The 15640-nt window shown below is 61.7% G+C and carries 16 protein-coding genes; 8 read left to right on the forward strand and 8 right to left on the reverse strand.

The genetic code is table 11. The annotated features are described in order from the left end of the window. Positions 1-9 precede the first annotated feature (9 nt). Complete coding sequence (locus ACVZUB_RS28555) at positions 10-1380, reverse strand: MFS transporter (protein WP_042448184.1); 1371 nt, start codon at positions 1378-1380, stop codon at positions 10-12. A gap of 219 nt (positions 1381-1599) precedes the next feature. Between ACVZUB_RS28555 and ACVZUB_RS28560 the strand changes: the two genes are divergently transcribed. The 3 genes from ACVZUB_RS28560 to ACVZUB_RS28570 all read left to right on the forward strand — a co-directional run bounded on the left by ACVZUB_RS28560 (position 1600) and on the right by ACVZUB_RS28570 (position 3347). Continuing rightward, positions 1600-2298 (forward strand): TetR/AcrR family transcriptional regulator, encoded by a 699-nt coding sequence (locus tag ACVZUB_RS28560; protein ID WP_225320187.1) that lies wholly within the window; start codon positions 1600-1602, stop codon positions 2296-2298. A gap of 138 nt (positions 2299-2436) precedes the next feature. Beyond that, on the forward strand, positions 2437-3057 hold the full coding sequence (locus ACVZUB_RS28565) for a PHP domain-containing protein (RefSeq protein WP_482627995.1): 621 nt from the start codon (positions 2437-2439) through the stop codon (positions 3055-3057). A gap of 74 nt (positions 3058-3131) precedes the next feature. Next, positions 3132-3347 carry a hypothetical protein gene (locus ACVZUB_RS28570; RefSeq protein WP_063315459.1) on the forward strand — a complete coding sequence of 72 codons (216 nt, stop codon included), beginning with the start codon at positions 3132-3134 and terminating at the stop codon, positions 3345-3347. 8 nt (positions 3348-3355) lie between these two features. On the opposite strand, the gene ACVZUB_RS28575 is transcribed toward ACVZUB_RS28570, so the two are convergent. Next, the gene (locus tag ACVZUB_RS28575; RefSeq protein WP_063315458.1) at positions 3356-3883 is read right to left on the reverse strand and encodes a CinA family protein; all 528 of its coding nucleotides are present in this window, start codon (positions 3881-3883) and stop codon (positions 3356-3358) included. A 77-nt stretch (positions 3884-3960) separates the two neighbouring features. Then, on the reverse strand, positions 3961-5109 hold the full coding sequence (locus tag ACVZUB_RS28580) for a glutamate--cysteine ligase 2 (RefSeq protein WP_482627996.1): 1149 nt from the start codon (positions 5107-5109) through the stop codon (positions 3961-3963). Between the two features lie 160 nt (positions 5110-5269). Between ACVZUB_RS28580 and ACVZUB_RS28585 the strand changes: the two genes are divergently transcribed. After that, positions 5270-5575 (forward strand): hypothetical protein, encoded by a 306-nt coding sequence (locus ACVZUB_RS28585; RefSeq protein WP_007735689.1) that lies wholly within the window; start codon positions 5270-5272, stop codon positions 5573-5575. Between the two features lie 25 nt (positions 5576-5600). Here ACVZUB_RS28585 and ACVZUB_RS28590 read toward each other — a convergent pair whose 3' ends face one another. The 4 genes from ACVZUB_RS28590 to ACVZUB_RS28605 form a co-directional block, all read right to left on the reverse strand. Continuing rightward, on the reverse strand, positions 5601-5870 hold the full coding sequence (locus ACVZUB_RS28590) for a DUF7218 family protein (RefSeq protein WP_003943161.1): 270 nt from the start codon (positions 5868-5870) through the stop codon (positions 5601-5603). 87 nt (positions 5871-5957) lie between these two features. After that, entirely contained in the window at positions 5958-8126 is a 2169-nt protein-coding gene (locus ACVZUB_RS28595) for a catalase (RefSeq protein ID WP_003943216.1), read from the reverse strand. Between the two features lie 142 nt (positions 8127-8268). Next, positions 8269-8505, reverse strand: a complete 237-nt coding sequence (gene mbp1, locus ACVZUB_RS28600; RefSeq protein WP_003943084.1) for a microaggregate-binding protein 1 — start codon at positions 8503-8505, stop codon at positions 8269-8271. Between the two features lie 302 nt (positions 8506-8807). Continuing rightward, positions 8808-9272 carry a hypothetical protein gene (locus tag ACVZUB_RS28605; RefSeq protein ID WP_225320190.1) on the reverse strand — a complete coding sequence of 155 codons (465 nt, stop codon included), beginning with the start codon at positions 9270-9272 and terminating at the stop codon, positions 8808-8810. Between the two features lie 281 nt (positions 9273-9553). Between ACVZUB_RS28605 and helR the strand changes: the two genes are divergently transcribed. After that, positions 9554-11776 (forward strand): RNA polymerase recycling motor ATPase HelR, encoded by a 2223-nt coding sequence (helR, locus tag ACVZUB_RS28610; protein ID WP_482627997.1) that lies wholly within the window; start codon positions 9554-9556, stop codon positions 11774-11776. On the opposite strand, the gene ACVZUB_RS28615 is transcribed toward helR, so the two are convergent. Next, positions 11738-12499, reverse strand: coding sequence for an IclR family transcriptional regulator (locus ACVZUB_RS28615; protein ID WP_482627998.1), 762 nt, complete (start codon positions 12497-12499; stop codon positions 11738-11740). The genes helR and ACVZUB_RS28615 overlap by 39 nt on opposite strands. Positions 12500-12568: 69 nt before the next feature. On the opposite strand from ACVZUB_RS28615, the gene ACVZUB_RS28620 reads away from it, so the two are divergent. Genes ACVZUB_RS28620 through dmpG form a run of 3 tightly spaced genes read left to right on the forward strand, consistent with a single transcriptional unit; the run spans position 12569 to position 15362 of the window. Next, the gene (locus tag ACVZUB_RS28620) at positions 12569-13396 is read left to right on the forward strand and encodes a 2-keto-4-pentenoate hydratase (RefSeq protein WP_007735684.1); all 828 of its coding nucleotides are present in this window, start codon (positions 12569-12571) and stop codon (positions 13394-13396) included. Further along, positions 13393-14337: an acetaldehyde dehydrogenase (acetylating) gene (locus ACVZUB_RS28625; protein ID WP_003943168.1), complete on the forward strand. Its 945-nt coding sequence runs from the start codon at positions 13393-13395 to the stop codon at positions 14335-14337. The genes ACVZUB_RS28620 and ACVZUB_RS28625 overlap by 4 nt, the downstream gene beginning before the upstream one ends. After that, the gene (dmpG, locus tag ACVZUB_RS28630; RefSeq protein ID WP_020909650.1) at positions 14334-15362 is read left to right on the forward strand and encodes a 4-hydroxy-2-oxovalerate aldolase; all 1029 of its coding nucleotides are present in this window, start codon (positions 14334-14336) and stop codon (positions 15360-15362) included. The genes ACVZUB_RS28625 and dmpG overlap by 4 nt, the downstream gene beginning before the upstream one ends. The last annotated feature ends 278 nt before the right edge of the window (positions 15363-15640 follow it).

Here is a 15640-nt window from a genome sequence, read left to right on the forward strand (position 1 = left end):
TTTCCTCTATTAGTTGACAACCGTGGAGCGTTGATCGACCGGCGGCAGATACGCCCCGTTGTCATCGATGTACATGTCGCGACTTCCTTCGTCGAGGTCGGTGTCACGGACGAAATAGACGCTGATCAGCGAAATAACCGACAGGGCAGCGATATACACAGCGACCGCAAACGATCCGCCGGTTGCGCGAACCAACATGGCGGCAACCATCGGCGCGATTGCACCACCCAAGAGCACCCCGATCTGAAAAGCGATGGACGCTGCGCTGTACCGCACCCGTGCGTCGAACAGTTCCGCGATGAACGTCGCCTGCGGCCCATATGAGATGCTGAGCATGAATGCGCCGACTGCCAATGCGCCGGTGGTGATCCAGAAGTTGCCGGTATCTATCGCGGCGAATGCAACGAAGACCCACACTCCCATGCCGGTGATGCCGACCATCAGGATCCGGCGTCGGCCGAATTTTTCGGACAGTTGACCGAAGATCGGAATGAAAATGACTGCAACGAGCGCGGACACCATGACCGCTCCGAGCATGAGGTTTCCGGACAGCAGATCGAACTGATCGGCATAGGTCAGGCTGTAGGTGTTGAGGATGTAGAAGTAAGCGCCCGTGCTGATCATCGAACCTGCGGCAAGAATGATTTGACGAGGGTAGTTCTTGAACGCGTCGACCATCGGAATCTTGACCGCGGTGTTCTGCTGCTTCACGCGAGCGAATGCGGGAGTCTCTTCCAACGCGGTGCGGATGTAAAGCCCAACGGCGACCAACGCGATACTCAGCAGGAAGGGAATTCTCCACCCCCACACCAGGAATTGGTCCCCCGTGAGCGCCTTGGTGCCGAACATGACGGCCGTCGCCAGCAGAAGGCCAGCAGGCACACCGACCTGCGGCATACTGCCGTAGAAGCCGCGGCGGTTCTTGGGTGCGTATTCCACAGCAGTCAGAACTGCACCGCCCCACTCACCCCCGACGCCGAAGCCCTGAATCAGTCTCAGCAATACGAGAAGAATCGGGGCCCAGACACCGATCTGGGCGGAGGTCGGAAGGACGCCGACCAGGAACGTCGCTGCTCCCATCAAGAGAAGTGCGAGCACCAAGACCTTCTTGCGTCCGATGCGGTCGCCGAAGTGGCCCATCACAACACCGCCGAGTGGCCGCGCCAGGAAGCCGACCGCGAAGGTGGCGAAGGAAAGAATCGTCGCCAGCGCGGGGTCTGCGCCCGAAAAGAACAGCGGCGCAAAGACCAACGCGGCGGAGGCGCCGTAGATCTGAAAGTCGTACCACTCGATCGTGGTGCCGACCAGAACCGATCCGGCCACACGCCGCAGGGCAGGCCTGTCGACAGTTGCGGGAGATGGGGGATTCGCGTCGTTCATGTCATTGCTCCTTGTATGGAGTGCCCTGTTAGCTCTCGCACCGAGAGGGAGGCTCGACAAGGAGACTATGCAGTGACCCAGGGCACAGTCAAGCTTTTTTCAATCGATCGATTGATTAATTGAGATGCAATTTGCCAGTACATAAACAGCTATCAATCGACTGATTGACGGACGGTCGATTTCGGCGGCGATGCTAGCATGATTGGGCAACCAACCGAAATGAGGATCATGGACCTGGGGCGCGTTCAACGGGCGGCAGTCACGCTGTTCGCGACGAAAGGATTCGCCGCCACCGGCATTCGTGAGCTCGGAGCCGAAGCCGGCATCAACTCGGCAACGCTCTACCACTACGTCGGCAGCAAAGAGTCACTGTTGGCCTCGATCATTCGGTCCTGCCTCGACGAGCTGACGCAGTCGGGCGAGCGGGCAATGCGCCGAAGCGCCGATCCCGTAGTCCAGCTCGCCGGCCTGGTGTCGTCACACGTAGGCATTACCGCCGTCAACCAACTGACTGCCCGCGTCGCCGAGTACGAGATGCGCGGGTTGACCGGAGACAACCGCATCGAGTTGCAGACGCTGCGCGACGAGTACGAGCAACTTTTCGGACAGATCCTCGAACGCGGACAACGCGTGGGCGCCTTCGACATCGAAGATCTGGCATTGAGCCGACTCGCGATACTCGAGATGTGTACCGGGGTCGCGCACTGGTACCGGCCCGGTGGGCGTCTCGAGTTGGAAGATGTCCAGCGATTCTTCGTCAGCACCACGTGCAAGCTTCTGTCGGTTCCGTCCGACGAACTGCACGGTGTGGAGTTCATCCACGACGTCCGAAAGCTGGACAGCGAGCCCGAGACTCAGTCCTCCGAGATTTGGGGAACCACTGCACAGAGCGAATTCGCGCGACAGTCCGAGCTTTAACCGCCCCCCGAAACTCCCGGCTCTGGTACGAACTGAACATGCAACTACCCGCGGACAGTCATGTTCACAGCGAGTGGTCGTGGGACACCGGCGGACCGCTGTCGCACGCATCCGGACGAATGCAACAGACTTGCGCGCGTGCCGATCCTCGACGTCGACGGCTATCTCGACAGCATCGAACGATGCCGACACCGTTTTCCTGAATTGCGGATACTCACCGGCGTCGAGTTCGGACAACCGCACCTGCACGAAGCGCAGGCGTCGCACCTCCTTGATCTCGGTGTCATCGACCGGGTATTGGGTTCCTTGCACACGCTCGAAGTCGGCGACGATCGGAGTGAACCGAACACACTGTTTCGAGAGTGGAGCGCCGACGAAGTCATGTGGGCATACCTCGATGAGATCCCGCGTATGGTGGCTGGCTCTCGGACCTTCGAGGTGTTCACCCATATCGACTACGCGGTGCGTGCATGGCCGATCGAAAGTGCCGGACCTTTCGATCCCCGTCGATTCGAAGAGGGATTCCGAAATGCGATGCGCGCCATCGCCGACAGCGACCGGATCCTCGAGATGAACACCCGTCGGCTGTTGCCCTGGATACCCCAATGGTGGAGCGAAGAGGGAGGTAAAGCGGTGACATTCGGCAGCGATGCACATGTGCCCGAAGCTCTGGCAGCCAATTTTCCGGAAGCGACCGCGATGCTCGCGCACTACGGATTCCGTCCGGGTCAACGTCCCGAAGAGTATTGGACCCGCTGATCCGCCTGATTCCCAGACCGATATTTCCGTGAACTCGGGTTGTCGGAGACGGATCAACCCGCAATAGTCGATGTATGGATCGGTACAAAATCACGATGCCCGACGGCTCTTCGACCGAGGAACCTTTCAATTCCGACAAGGAAGCAATCACTTGCGCAGTGGATGCGAACCGAGGAGTCAGCAAGAACCTCGTAGTCGAAAAATACACGGCCGACGGTCATCTGGTTCCAACCGCGCAGGCGCCTGCGAAACACACCGGTCGTCAGAAGAAGAACCGTTCGAAGAGTTGAAAACTCGACTAGTTCACAACTCTCGAACTCGGTGTGAGGCGACCGGATGCGTGACGCAGAAGTAGTTGGATCGCGTGCTCGACAGTTGCACCGAGGACAGCTTCGGGGTCACCCGAGAAAACCTGCTTCTCCGTTTCGGCGGTCCCATGGTCGACGACTCCGAACCACACAGTTCCGGGTCGAACGTTCTCCTGGGTATCAGGACCGGCTTCACCGGTGACGGCCAGCGCCAGCGACGCACCCATCAGTGTGGCGGTGCTGTGCGCCATGACCCTGGCTGCCTCTTCGCAGACCACTGGCCCGTCCGGAACATGAAGTACGGAATGTTTCACCTCGCGGGTGTACGCGACGATCCCACCACAAAACCACGATCCGGCGTCCGGCGCCTTTCCTAGATGTGCGGCGATGTTCCCGGCGGTCAACGATTCCGCCGTCGCCACCGACAGACCGTGTTCCTCTACTACTGCGGCCAACTGCCTGCACATATCGTCGAGATCCTTGTCCGACGGAAGCTCGGGTCGTGGATCGCCATTCATATGTTGCTCCTCCTGCTGTCCGATCGGTCACCTCGATAGGAAATTGGAAGTCTTGGAATGCCAATTCCAACCGTGCCCTACAGCTCACTGCCACCTTGTGAACTGCACCCTTCGAAAGTGCGTCGGGCGCACTCGTCGATCACATCAGCCACCCGTGACCGGCGTGCGAGTTGCCGGCGCTGCACGATCGCCCCGTTTCCGTTGCTGAAGACCTTGTCCAAGGAAGCCGTGACCTGCTCGAACTCTCCGAATGCGGTCAGAGCAGGTTCGACATGATCCACCAATCGCCGAACCGCCTGGTGTGCAGTCAGCAAGCGCACGGACTCCACGTCCAGCGACCTGCCGTCGAGTCCGTCACGCGCCGCCCGCCAGCAAGCCGCGCGGAGTAGCTCGTGATCGACAGCAGGCGCTGCTTCACCTTTCGTGATCGCGGCGGATGCGGTACCGACGAGTGCCTGCACCAGTGTGGCCAGAGTCATCGTCTCCTCCACGGTGGCGGGCACGTCGCTGATCCGAATCTCCACGGTGGGAAGGTGATCCGACATGCGCACATCCCAATAGACCATGTGTGGATCGAGAATGACCCCTGTCTCCAGCATTGCTGCAACAGCATCTTCGTAGTGCGCCACGGACTCGAAGTAGGGCGGCGGACCCGAACTGGGCCATCGGCCGAACAGAACGTAACGCCAACTCGCATAACCGGTATCGCGACCGGCGCTGATCGGAGAGTTCGCCGTCAGTGCCAACAAGGTCGGTAACCATGGGCGCAGATGGTTGATGATTTGGACCGATCGTTCTCGATCTTCCACACCGACATGAATGTGGCAACCACACATCACACCTTCGGTGATCGCTCCGAATTGACCGGCCATTCGCTGGTATCGCGACGTTTGAGTGATCTCGTCTACCGGCGGATCGTAGAACGGCGTCCCGACTGCGATGAGTTGACAACCCACACGGGCAGCGGCGTCGGCGGTGACGGCACGCGACTCACAGAGTTGATCACGAAGATCACGAATATGGTTTCCGATCGACGTAGACGTCTCCACCTGACAGCGCGTGAGTTCGAGTTGCAGCGAGATACCGAGTTCCCGCCCGGCGGCAGCAACCTCGGAGTTGCGCAGAGTGGGATGTCCAGTCTGCGGATCGCAGAGCAAGAACTCCTCTTCGACACCGAGAGTCGGTGTACCTACCGAGAATATGTCGGGAGTCGGCTTCGCGTTCATAGGGCTTCCTCGCACCGGTTTTCATCCACATCCGATACTTCGAGCGTACGACCTTCTACCCCTTTCGGCACTACTCCGACCGTTTCATCCAGTCACCGATCGGGTAGTTGCCCTGTGGACCGACGACGAGCGAAGAATCGCAAGTCTTCATGAGCTCAGGATGGAGTGTGCCGTGACAAACGCGAGCGAAAGTTCACCGGTAGATGACGAACACACAAATCGATCGCACGTAGGGGAGGCAATCAGCGACGGTCGCAACTATCCCGGATACCTGCTGATCGGGCTGGGTCTGGCAACACTCGGATTGACCTTGGTGGCAGCAGGTTACGGATTTCGTGGTTGGGCAGTCATTGCCGGCGTCGTGTGCGTGGTGTCCTTCATCGTCGGAACACTGGCCATCTTGATGGAACACCGACGGGTCAAACGACTGGAAGGTCAGGAACTCTTCGATCAAGAAGGGCACTGAACCGACCGCTCGAGCAGAACACAGCTCAGTGAGTGCGGAGTTGCTCGATCAGCTCACCCTTGTTCAGCTTCGAATAGCCGTGCAGATCGAGTTCCTTGGCACGTTTCTTCAGCTCGTCGACTGTCCACTCCTCGTACGGCGAGGATTGTCCGCCGGACTTGGCGACATTCGACCGCCCTCGATTGGCGGCCGCATTGGAGATTCGGGCCGCCTTCTCCTTGGAATCGCCCTTCTCGCGTAGCTCTTCGTAGAGTTCTTGATCCTTGAGTTGAGGTTGTGAGTCCTTGCGAGCCACTGTTTCGTCCCTTCACTCGTCTTCACTCCGACGGTGTGGCCGAACTGGCAATTCGGCCACACCGCAGGTTCGAACGTACGTCGGCACTCAGGATGTAGGCGGCACCTCGAAACGCCCCCACACGCGGTGCGTCTTCAGAAGCTGAGCCAGCGAGGCGAGCGCTCCTTCCGCGTCTGCATCGACGACGACTCCCAATGCAGACTCGTCGATACCGGCCGCAGCCAGCGCACTCATGCTCTCTCCCCAACCACCAATTGCCTTGCTGTGACGATACATTTCGTTCAGCAGAGTCTCCACCCGTGGATCCAACTTGCCCTCGCCGATCCGAGAAACGTCGCCGCTCAGCAGGATTGCATCGAATTCGATCGAACGAGCTGTGAGGTACGTTCGCTGCACCGTCACCGCGTCGTCACCGTCCCCGATGGTTCCGCCGTGCGGGCCGAGGATCAGCGGCACCATGCCGGCGTCGAAGATCTTGTCTCGAACGGCGACAACCGTTTCGAGATCGGAGTTCTCATCGACCAGTAGTGCGATGATCCTTCCGTCTACCGGCCATTCCGCACCAACCTGGGACAGTGCAGGGCTGAGCTCCGGATCACTCAACGGCTCGGTCGGTTCGGGAACCGGAAGGCCAAGCCCCCCTGCGACGATCGACACGAGACCCGCGTCGATATTTGCCAAGATGCCCAGATTCCGGGTCTTGATGTTCTCCTCGTAGCACTTACCCAATTCGAAGGTATACGCCTGCGCGACGTGCTCCTGTTCGACAGGGGAGAGACTGCGATAGAAGAGTCGAGCTTGCGAGAAGTGATCGTCGAACGATGCCGGCGCCTGCCTCACCTTTCGCCCTGAAACTTCTTCGGGCACCTCGATATAGGCCGCGCTCTCCGCCGAGGCCAAGAACGGGCACCCACCGTCCAACGAATTGGGATGGTACGGCGCAACTCCGGTATGTACACCGTCCTGATGAAAGCCGTCGCGAAGCATGTCGTTGACAGGCGCGTGAGGCCGGTTGATCGGGATCTGATCGAAATTGGGGCCACCGAGTCGCGTGATCTGGGTGTCGAGGTACGAGAACAAACGCGCCTGCAGGAGACGATCGTTGGTGATGTCGACACCCGGAACCAAGTGACCCGGATGGAATGCAACCTGCTCGGTCTCGGCGAAGAAGTTCGTCGGATTGGCGTCGAGTGTCATCGTTCCGATGACCTGAACCGGCGCGAGTTCTTCGGGCACGATCTTGGTGGGATCCAATAGATCTATGCCTTCGAACATTTCGTCTTCGGTATCAGGGAACACCTGCACGCCCAGATCCCAGGACGGATATGCGCCCGCCTCGATGGCGTCGGCAAGATCGCGTCGATGGAAATCCGGATCCACACCGCCGGCGATCTGCGCTTCCTCCCACACGAGTGAATGCACTCCGGCGGCCGGCTTCCAGTGGAATTTCACCAGATTCGTCTCGCCGTCGGCATTCACGAGCCTGAACGTGTGAATACCGAAGCCCTCCATCATGCGATAGGAGCGCGGAATGCCGCGATCGGACATGTTCCACAATGTGTGCGCCGTGGCCTCGGTGTGCAGCGACACGAAATCCCAGAATGTGTCGTGCGCGCTCTGCGCCTGCGGGATCTCGCGGTCCGGGTGGGGCTTCGCGGCATGGATGATGTCCGGGAATTTTATGCCGTCCTGGATGAAGAACACCGGGATGTTGTTGCCCACCAGGTCGAAGACACCTTCGTCGGTGTAGAACTTGGTGGCGAAACCGCGTGTGTCGCGTACGGTGTCCGCCGAACCTCGTGAACCCAGCACCGTCGAGAACCGCACGAACACCGGGGTTCGAGCACCGGAAGCGAACACCGATGCTTTACAGATGTTTTCGGCCGCGCCATTCGCCAGGAACGTTCCGTGTGCGGCCGCCCCGCGGGCGTGGACGACGCGCTCCGGAATTCGCTCGTGATCGAAGTGTGTGATCTTCTCACGCAGGTGGTGGTCTTGAAGAAGAGTCGGGCCACGCTCGCCGGCAGTGAGTGAGTGGTCGGTCTCGTAGAGACGTGTACCGGTTGCGGTGGTGAGGTACTCCCCCCGCTGGCCGCGACCATTTCCCTTCACCTTCTCCTCGGCACCCGCGACGGTACGCACCTCCGGCTGCCGCTGGTCATCCTTGGGCGGCAACGGCTGTCGAGGCTTGACCGGCTCTTTCAGGTCCGGCGCTTTCGGGGCCGGTGCACCTGGGACGGACTGAGATGAAGGCATCGAACAGCTCCTCTTGATCGTCATGCTGGGCGCAAGAATCTTGTTACGCCTTATGTAAGTAGAGATTTCAAACTGAACGCGGAGCCACGACTCACCCCCGGCTGGGATCAATCCCAGGCCGAGGGTGACGAGTGCGTCAGGGCTATTGCTCGGACTTCTGTCGCGCTTCGTCCGCGGCCGCTTCTGCGCGAGCCTTCTCGGCTTCTGCCTCTTTCTTCGCGACTTCTCGCTGGCTTTCGGCCTTGTCCTGCTGGGCGCGGCCCTCTCGGGTCAAACTGTCGTTTCCGGAAACCGCACCCACGGCTTCCTTGGCCTTACCCTTGACGTCCTCTACGACGCCTTTGATTCCCTCGCTGGGACCGCTCTTGTCATCTGGCACGTTGACCCTCCAATACGTTTCGGATTGTTGCTCAGGGATCCCACACAGGTAGGAATCCCCCATAGAAGGCCCTACCCCGTCGAAATTCGCATAAACATCCGTGCACCGACACGCCGCAACGCGTACAAGAAGCGGCCACCGAGGGGAGTGCCGTTCACTCTCGTGTGTTATTCAGTGCTCATGAGCCAGCTACAGACCGATCCCCCCGTGGGCGGAACGCTGTCCACGATTCGCGCGCTTGCGCCCAACCTGGCTCCGATCGAGCGATGCGTCTCGAACATCTCAAATAGCAAACAGCATTCTCAGAAACTGTTTACCGGGCACAGGAATTGGCGGGACTCGTTCCAGAAGGGGAAGAGGTCGGTGGTGGTGGCCGTGGGGTGGTCGATCTCGGCGAGAGTGTAGAAATCGAGAATCGTCCGCCCGGCGGTTGCGCTGACCTCGCATGCCTGCAAGCTCAGTTTCGCCTCCGCCACGAAGCCGATACTGCGGGCGAAAGGTCCGAGGGTCCCGGCATTGACAAAACCCTCGAGGTTTTGTCCCCACTGGTTGTAGTCCGACTGCAAAGCAAAGCTGCATGTTTCACCGAACAACTCGGTGCAGGTTGTCGGCTTCCCACCGATCGTGTGAACCGTATCGGCGAGCTCGTGCGAAGTACCTTCGCGCGGTGATCCGGAAAGGAGAAGCAAGACGGCGACGGCCAAGGCAACCACCAGAAGGATGCTCGCGGCCGTTGCCAGTATCGCCTTCACAATCCCTCGATCCACGTAAGTTCATGAGGGGAACCGTTTTTGGAACACCGGTCACTGGATTTGTACCCGTGACACTCGGGGTCCAAACATCGACCAGGCTGGGAGCCGTGCATCAGGCTGGGGGGTCGCGAGAGGATCTGTGGGAAAAAGCCGGGGGAGGATCGACACCCCCTTCCACTACCAATGTATATCGCACCGGGGGCCTTGCGGCAAGGCCCGGGTAGTGCCGCAGAATGGCTCTTCCGATCCCGCACGACCCACTACGGGATCGGAACAGCCAGCGGAAGTGAGGGCACGTGCCAACCCAGGGATACGAAGAAGAACTGCGGTCCGAGCGGAACTATTTGAAGGGGCTCTACGCTCGCCTCGATGCGGAGCGCGCCCGAGTCAAGGGCAGGTACAACACCGCTCTGCGCGGAAACGGCGAAGCACTCATGGAACGCGACGCCGAGGTGCGCGCGCTCGCCAAAGAGGTGAAGAGGCTGGACGTAGCCGACAACGGCCTGTGCTTCGGCCGGTTGGACTCGCTGTCGGGTGAGACTTCGTACATCGGCCGAATCGGCCTTCTCGATGCGGACAACGACTACGAACCGGTGCTGCTCGATTGGCGGGCGCCGGCATCTCGCCCGTTCTACGTTGCCACCGCTGCAAACCCGGAGAACATGCGTCGACGCCGTCAGTTCCACACACGCAGTCGACACGTGGTCGATTTCACCGACGAGGTACTCGGGCGCCCTGACGGCGCAGAACACGACACCCACAGCGATTCCGCCTTGCTCGCTGCGGTTAACGCACCGCGAGGTGAGGGCATGCGCGACATCGTGGCCACGATCCAGGCCGAGCAGGACGACATCGTCCGACTCGAACACCCCGGGGTGCTGGTGATCGAAGGTGGCCCCGGTACCGGGAAAACCGTCGTCGCCTTGCACCGCGTCGCCTACCTGCTCTACACGCAGCGAGAGCGAATGGAACGTCACGGCGTTCTCGTGGTCGGGCCGAACCCGGCGTTCCTGAACCACATCGGCCGCGTGCTGCCCTCGCTGGGCGAGTCCGACGTGGTGTTCATGACCACCGGTGATCTCGTTCCCGGTCTACGCGTCACTGCCGAGGACACTCCGGAGGCCGCTGGGCTCAAAGGCTCGCTGAAGATCCTGGACGTTCTCGGCGCAGCGATTGCCGATCATCAGCGCTTGCCCGAGAACCCGTTGTTGATCGAATTGGCGGACGTCACAGTGCGAATCGACGCCGAAACTGCGGAATGGGCCCGAGAAGAAGCTCGTTCGAGCGGACTCCCCCATAACGACGCTCGGACTGTGTTCACCGAAATCGTCACCTGGGCACTGACCGAGCGGGCGATAGCGCAGATCGGCAAGGGATGGTTGACACGCAGTGACCGTGAAGCCTGGGAACAAGTGCGCGCAGATCTGACCGCAGAGTTGGCGGAGAATGACGCGTTTGCCGCCGCACTCGACGCACTCTGGCCGATCTTGACACCGAAAGAGCTACTGACACAGCTGTTTACTTCGCCGGAACGCCTACGCAAGGCAGGCGCAGACGAGACACTGTTGCGCCGAGAGGGCGATGCCTGGACGGTGTCCGACGTTCCGCTTCTCGACGAATTGGTGGACATGCTCGGCCGGGACAAGCCCGTCGACCAGAGTGCCGAACGTGAACGCCGCGACGAGGCTGCGTATGCAGCGGGCGTGCTGGACATGATGATCAGTCGTGAAGACTTGATGGACGACGAGGATCATCTCCTCGCCCAAGACATGCTGTACGCCGAGGACCTGGCGGATCGTTTCGTCGAACGCGATACCCGGGAGCTCGCCGAACGCGCTGCTGCTGACCGAGACTGGACGTACAGGCATATCGTGGTCGACGAGGCACAAGAGCTGTCCGAGATGGACTGGCGAGTCCTGATGCGCCGTTGCCCGGACCGGTCTTTCACGGTGGTAGGTGATCTCGCGCAACGACGTTCACCCGCAGGTGCCCGATCGTGGGCGACGATGATGGAGCCGTACGTTCCCGGCCGCTGGATCTACCGATCCCTGTCGGTGAACTATCGCACCCCCGCCGAGATCATGAGCGTCGCCGCCGCCTTGCTCGCCGAGTTCGCGCCAGACGTCCAGCCACCCGAGTCCGTCCGCGCCTGCGGGATCGCGCCGTGGTCCAGACAAATATCCGCCGACGAACTAGCCTCCGCCATCGACGAATTTAATCAGGACGAGGCCGGACGCGAGGGTACGAGCGTCGTCATCGGACCTGCGAGTGTGCCCGGCGCTGTGCCGGTTTCGGAAACGAAGGGCCTGGAGTTCGATGCCGTGCTCGTCGTGGAACCGGAGCGAATCATCGCCGACGGCCCACGCGGTGCGTCTGAACTCTATGTCGCCCTCACCCGAGCGACCCAACGTCTCGGCGTCTTACACGAGGGGCCATTGCCGCACGCATTGACCGGGCTCGTCCGGGTCGGGACGGCCAGATCACCGCAATCGTTCGCGGCGAGCGATCGTGCTGTGTAGGCCTTCGGCAGCAGCGCGCACGTAGGACACCTGGCCCTCGGGGACGAAGCGACTGGTGGGACCGGTGACACTGATGGCCGCGACGGGTTTGTCATTGGTTCCGAATACCGGCGCCGCAACGCACGCGAGACCCGGCGCTGATTCCTCGCGCTCGAACGCAATACCGGTCTCGACCACTCGGTTCAATTGAGTATTGAGAATGCCGGGCGCAACAATTGTGTGCGGGGTTCGGCGCGTCATCGGTTCCGACAACACTTCGCGGCGAAATTCGTTGTCGGAGAAAGCAAGGAGCGCCTTTCCGATTGCGGTGCAATACAGCGGTATCCGGCCGCCGGTCCGAGACGGGGAGTTGGCTTGTCGATGGCCGCCGATCTTCGCGACGTATACGACGTCGTGGCCGTCACGGACCCCCAGGTGGACTGTCTCGTGGGTCCGCTCGTACAGGTCCTGGAGGAACGGCATCGCCATCTCCAGGAGGCTACGTTCGAGAGAGGCGAGCATGCCGAGTTCGAAGAGGCCGCCGCTGAGCCGGTAGCCACCGTCGATACGGTCGAGTAGCCGGTTCGCGACCAGTTCGTTGGCCAGGCGGTGCACCGTCGCCTTGTGCAGGCCCGTCCGCTGGACCAGGGTGGCCAGAGGCAACACGTGGTCGTCGGCCCGGAAGGCGCGCAGGATCGTCACCGCCTTGCCGAGCACGGTGTCGAGGTTTGCGCTGCCAGTCACCTCCCCAGCGTATCGCTGAGTGAGACAGTTCCCTGGCGCAATCTCGGTGCCGCGGCGAAAGTAGTGGCCATGAGCCAGCCCACGAATACCAGTACAGCTAGCGAGACCGACATCGCAGCTGCTGCGGACCGCCTCGCAGCCGCCATCGCGAGCGGCACTCCCTGCGCGCCCGTGCGCGATCTGATCGGCGCCGACGACCTCGTCGCCGCCTATGCCGTCCAGCGCCGCGTCGACGAAATCCGTCGGCAGGCGGGGGCCGTGGTCGTAGGCCGCAAGATCGGCCTGACCTCGGTGGCAGTCCAGCAGCAGCTCGGTGTCGACCAGCCCGACCTCGGCGTGCTGTACGCCGACATGGAGTTCCCCGCCGGCGGCGCCATCCCCATGAGCCGTTTGATCCAGCCCAAGGTCGAAGCGGAAGTTGCCTTCGTGCTCGGTGCCGACCTCGTGGACGGACCGCTGGACAGTGCGCAGGTGCGCGGTGCGATCGACTACGCCGTCGCCGCGATCGAGATCTGCGACAGCCGCATCGAGTCGTGGGACATCAAGTTCGGTGACACCGTCGCCGACAATGCGTCCTCGGGCGTGTACGTCCTGGGAACCGAACGACGCACCCTCGACGAGGTGGAACCCGCCGGCGTCGTCATGTCGATGTCCGTCGACGGCACCGAGGTGTCCACCGGCGTCGGAACCGCCTGCCTGGGCGATCCGATCGAAGCCGTCGTCTGGCTCGCCCGCACTGCACGTGAGTTGGGGCAGCCGCTGACCGCAGGGCAGGTGATCCTGTCCGGCGCTCTCGGCCCCATGGCACCGGTCACCGCAGGCAACGTAGTCACCGTGACCGTCTCCGGGCTCGGTTCCGTCACCACCAGTTTCTCCAGCGAAGAGGACAACGCATGAGCAAGGTCAAGGTCGCGATCATCGGATCGGGCAACATCGGCACGGATCTGATGATCAAGGTGCTGCGCAACTCCGACTACCTGGAGATGGGCGCGATGGTCGGTATCGACCCCGCGTCGGACGGCCTCGCTCGCGCCGCGCGTCTGAACGTGCCAATCACGGCAGAAGGCGTCGAAGGCCTTGTCGGTCTGCCGAACTTCGACGAGATCGAGATCGTCTTCGACGCCACCTCGGCAAAGGCTCACGTGGCCAACAACGCGCGGCTGGCTCCCCTCGGCAAGCGCATGATCGACCTGACGCCTGCCGCGATCGGACCGTACGTCGTACCGGCTGTCAACGCGGACGAGCACTTGGACGCACCCAACGTCAACATGGTGACGTGTGGCGGCCAGGCCACCATCCCGATGGTTGCCGCTGTTTCTCGGGTCGTCCCGGTGGCGTATGCGGAGATCGTCGCGTCCATCGCCTCCAAGTCGGCCGGTCCCGGAACGCGCGCCAACATCGACGAGTTCACCGAGACCACGTCCGAGGCGATCGTGGCAGTCGGCGGCGCTCGTCGCGGCAAGGCCATCATCATCCTCAACCCCGCTGAGCCGCCGCTCATCATGCGCGACACGGTCTTCTGCCTCGTCGACGCACCGGACCCGGCTGTTCACGACGAGATCCGTCAGTCGATCGAGAAGATGGTCGGCGACGTCTCCGCGTATGTCCCCGGCTATCGACTCAAGCAGGAAGTCCAGATCACCGAGATCCCGGCCGACCAGCCCGTCGAGACGTTGCTCGTCGACGGCAATCGCCCCACCCACCAGGTGTCGGTGTTCCTCGAGGTCGAGGGCGCGGCACACTACCTGCCTGCGTACGCCGGCAATCTCGACATCATGACGTCCGCCGGAATGCAGATCGCGGAGCGCATCGCCCAGCAGAAGGAAGCAACCAAGTGAGCAACCGCAAGATCTTCGTCCAGGACGTCACCCTTCGTGACGGCATGCACGCTGTCCGCCACCGCATTTCGCCCACCGACGTCAAGCGGATCGTCACAGCTCTCGACGCTGCCGGCGTCGACGCGATCGAAGTAGCACACGGTGACGGCCTCGCCGGCGGCTCGCTCAACTACGGCCCCGGCTCGAACACCGACTGGGAATGGATCGAAGCAGCGGCCGAGGTACTCGAGCACGCTCGTCTCACCACGCTGCTGCTTCCGGGTGTCGGCACGATCAGTGAACTCAAGCATGCTTACGACCTCGGTGTTCGCTCGGTTCGCGTTGCCACGCACTGCACCGAGGCCGACGTCTCCGCGCAGCACATCGAAACCGCCCGCGAGATCGGCATGGACGTCTCGGGCTTCCTGATGATGAGCCACATGGCGCCTGCCGAGGAACTGGCCAAGCAGGCCAAGTTGATGGAATCGTATGGCGCGCACTGCGTCTACGTCACCGACTCGGGTGGACGTCTGGTGATGAACGACGTCGCGGATCGTGTTCGTGCATACCGCGACATCCTCGACGAGGGCACCGAAATCGGTATCCACGCCCATGAGAATCTCTCGCTCTCGGTTGCCAATTCCGTTGTTGCAGTGCAGAACGGCGTCACCCGCGTCGATGCTTCGCTTGCCGGTCACGGCGCCGGTGCCGGCAACTGCCCCCTCGAGGCCTTCATCGCCGTCGCCAACATCGAGGAGTGGGAGCACGGCTGCGACCTGTTCGCCCTGCAGGATGCCGCCGACGACATCGTCCGACCGCTGCAGGACCGGCCGGTCCGCGTCGATCGCGAAACCCTCACTCTCGGCTACGCCGGCGTGTACTCGAGCTTCCTGCGCCACGCCGAAGCTGCGTCGGAGCGCTACGGAATCGACGTTCGCACACTGCTGCTCGAAGCTGGACGCCGCCGTCTGGTGGGTGGTCAGGAGGACATGATCGTCGACATCGCGCTCACCCTCGCAGCGCAGGCGACAAAGGAAGCAGTCTGACGCGCTGCCGAGTTCGCTGACACCCGAGTCCCGCTCCCGTCTCCGGACGGGGGCGGGACTTCTCAGTTCCGCTGAGAACATTTCGCCTCGCTGTCATACGCGCGATCAGCCTGAACCTGCCGGCAGAGTACTCGAACAGTTGATCGGGCCCTTCCCACCGCGCCTCCGACTGCCGGAACTGAACCTTTTCCGCTGCAGTCGAATTCAGAGAGACTCGTCATCCGAGTAAGATCCGTCTACCGCGAGGAATTCGGTACGGATTCAGTTTCCGAGCACGG

The organism is Rhodococcus sp. OS5, from assembly GCF_056837585.1.

Bases quoted from the DNA above. Each gene is read 5' to 3' on its own strand.
- ACVZUB_RS28555 (WP_042448184.1), bottom strand. From the start codon at position 1,380: ATGAACGACGCGAATCCCCCATCTCCCGCAACTGTCGACAGGCCTGCC.
- ACVZUB_RS28560 (WP_225320187.1), top strand. From the start codon at position 1,600: ATGAGGATCATGGACCTGGGGCGCGTTCAACGGGCGGCAGTCACGCTG.
- ACVZUB_RS28570 (WP_063315459.1), top strand. From the start codon at position 3,132: ATGGATCGGTACAAAATCACGATGCCCGACGGCTCTTCGACCGAGGAA.
- ACVZUB_RS28575 (WP_063315458.1), bottom strand. From the start codon at position 3,883: ATGAATGGCGATCCACGACCCGAGCTTCCGTCGGACAAGGATCTCGAC.
- ACVZUB_RS28580 (WP_482627996.1), bottom strand. From the start codon at position 5,109: ATGAACGCGAAGCCGACTCCCGACATATTCTCGGTAGGTACACCGACT.
- ACVZUB_RS28585 (WP_007735689.1), top strand. From the start codon at position 5,270: ATGGAGTGTGCCGTGACAAACGCGAGCGAAAGTTCACCGGTAGATGAC.
- ACVZUB_RS28595 (WP_003943216.1), bottom strand. From the start codon at position 8,126: ATGCCTTCATCTCAGTCCGTCCCAGGTGCACCGGCCCCGAAAGCGCCG.
- ACVZUB_RS28620 (WP_007735684.1), top strand. From the start codon at position 12,569: ATGAGCCAGCCCACGAATACCAGTACAGCTAGCGAGACCGACATCGCA.
- ACVZUB_RS28625 (WP_003943168.1), top strand. From the start codon at position 13,393: ATGAGCAAGGTCAAGGTCGCGATCATCGGATCGGGCAACATCGGCACG.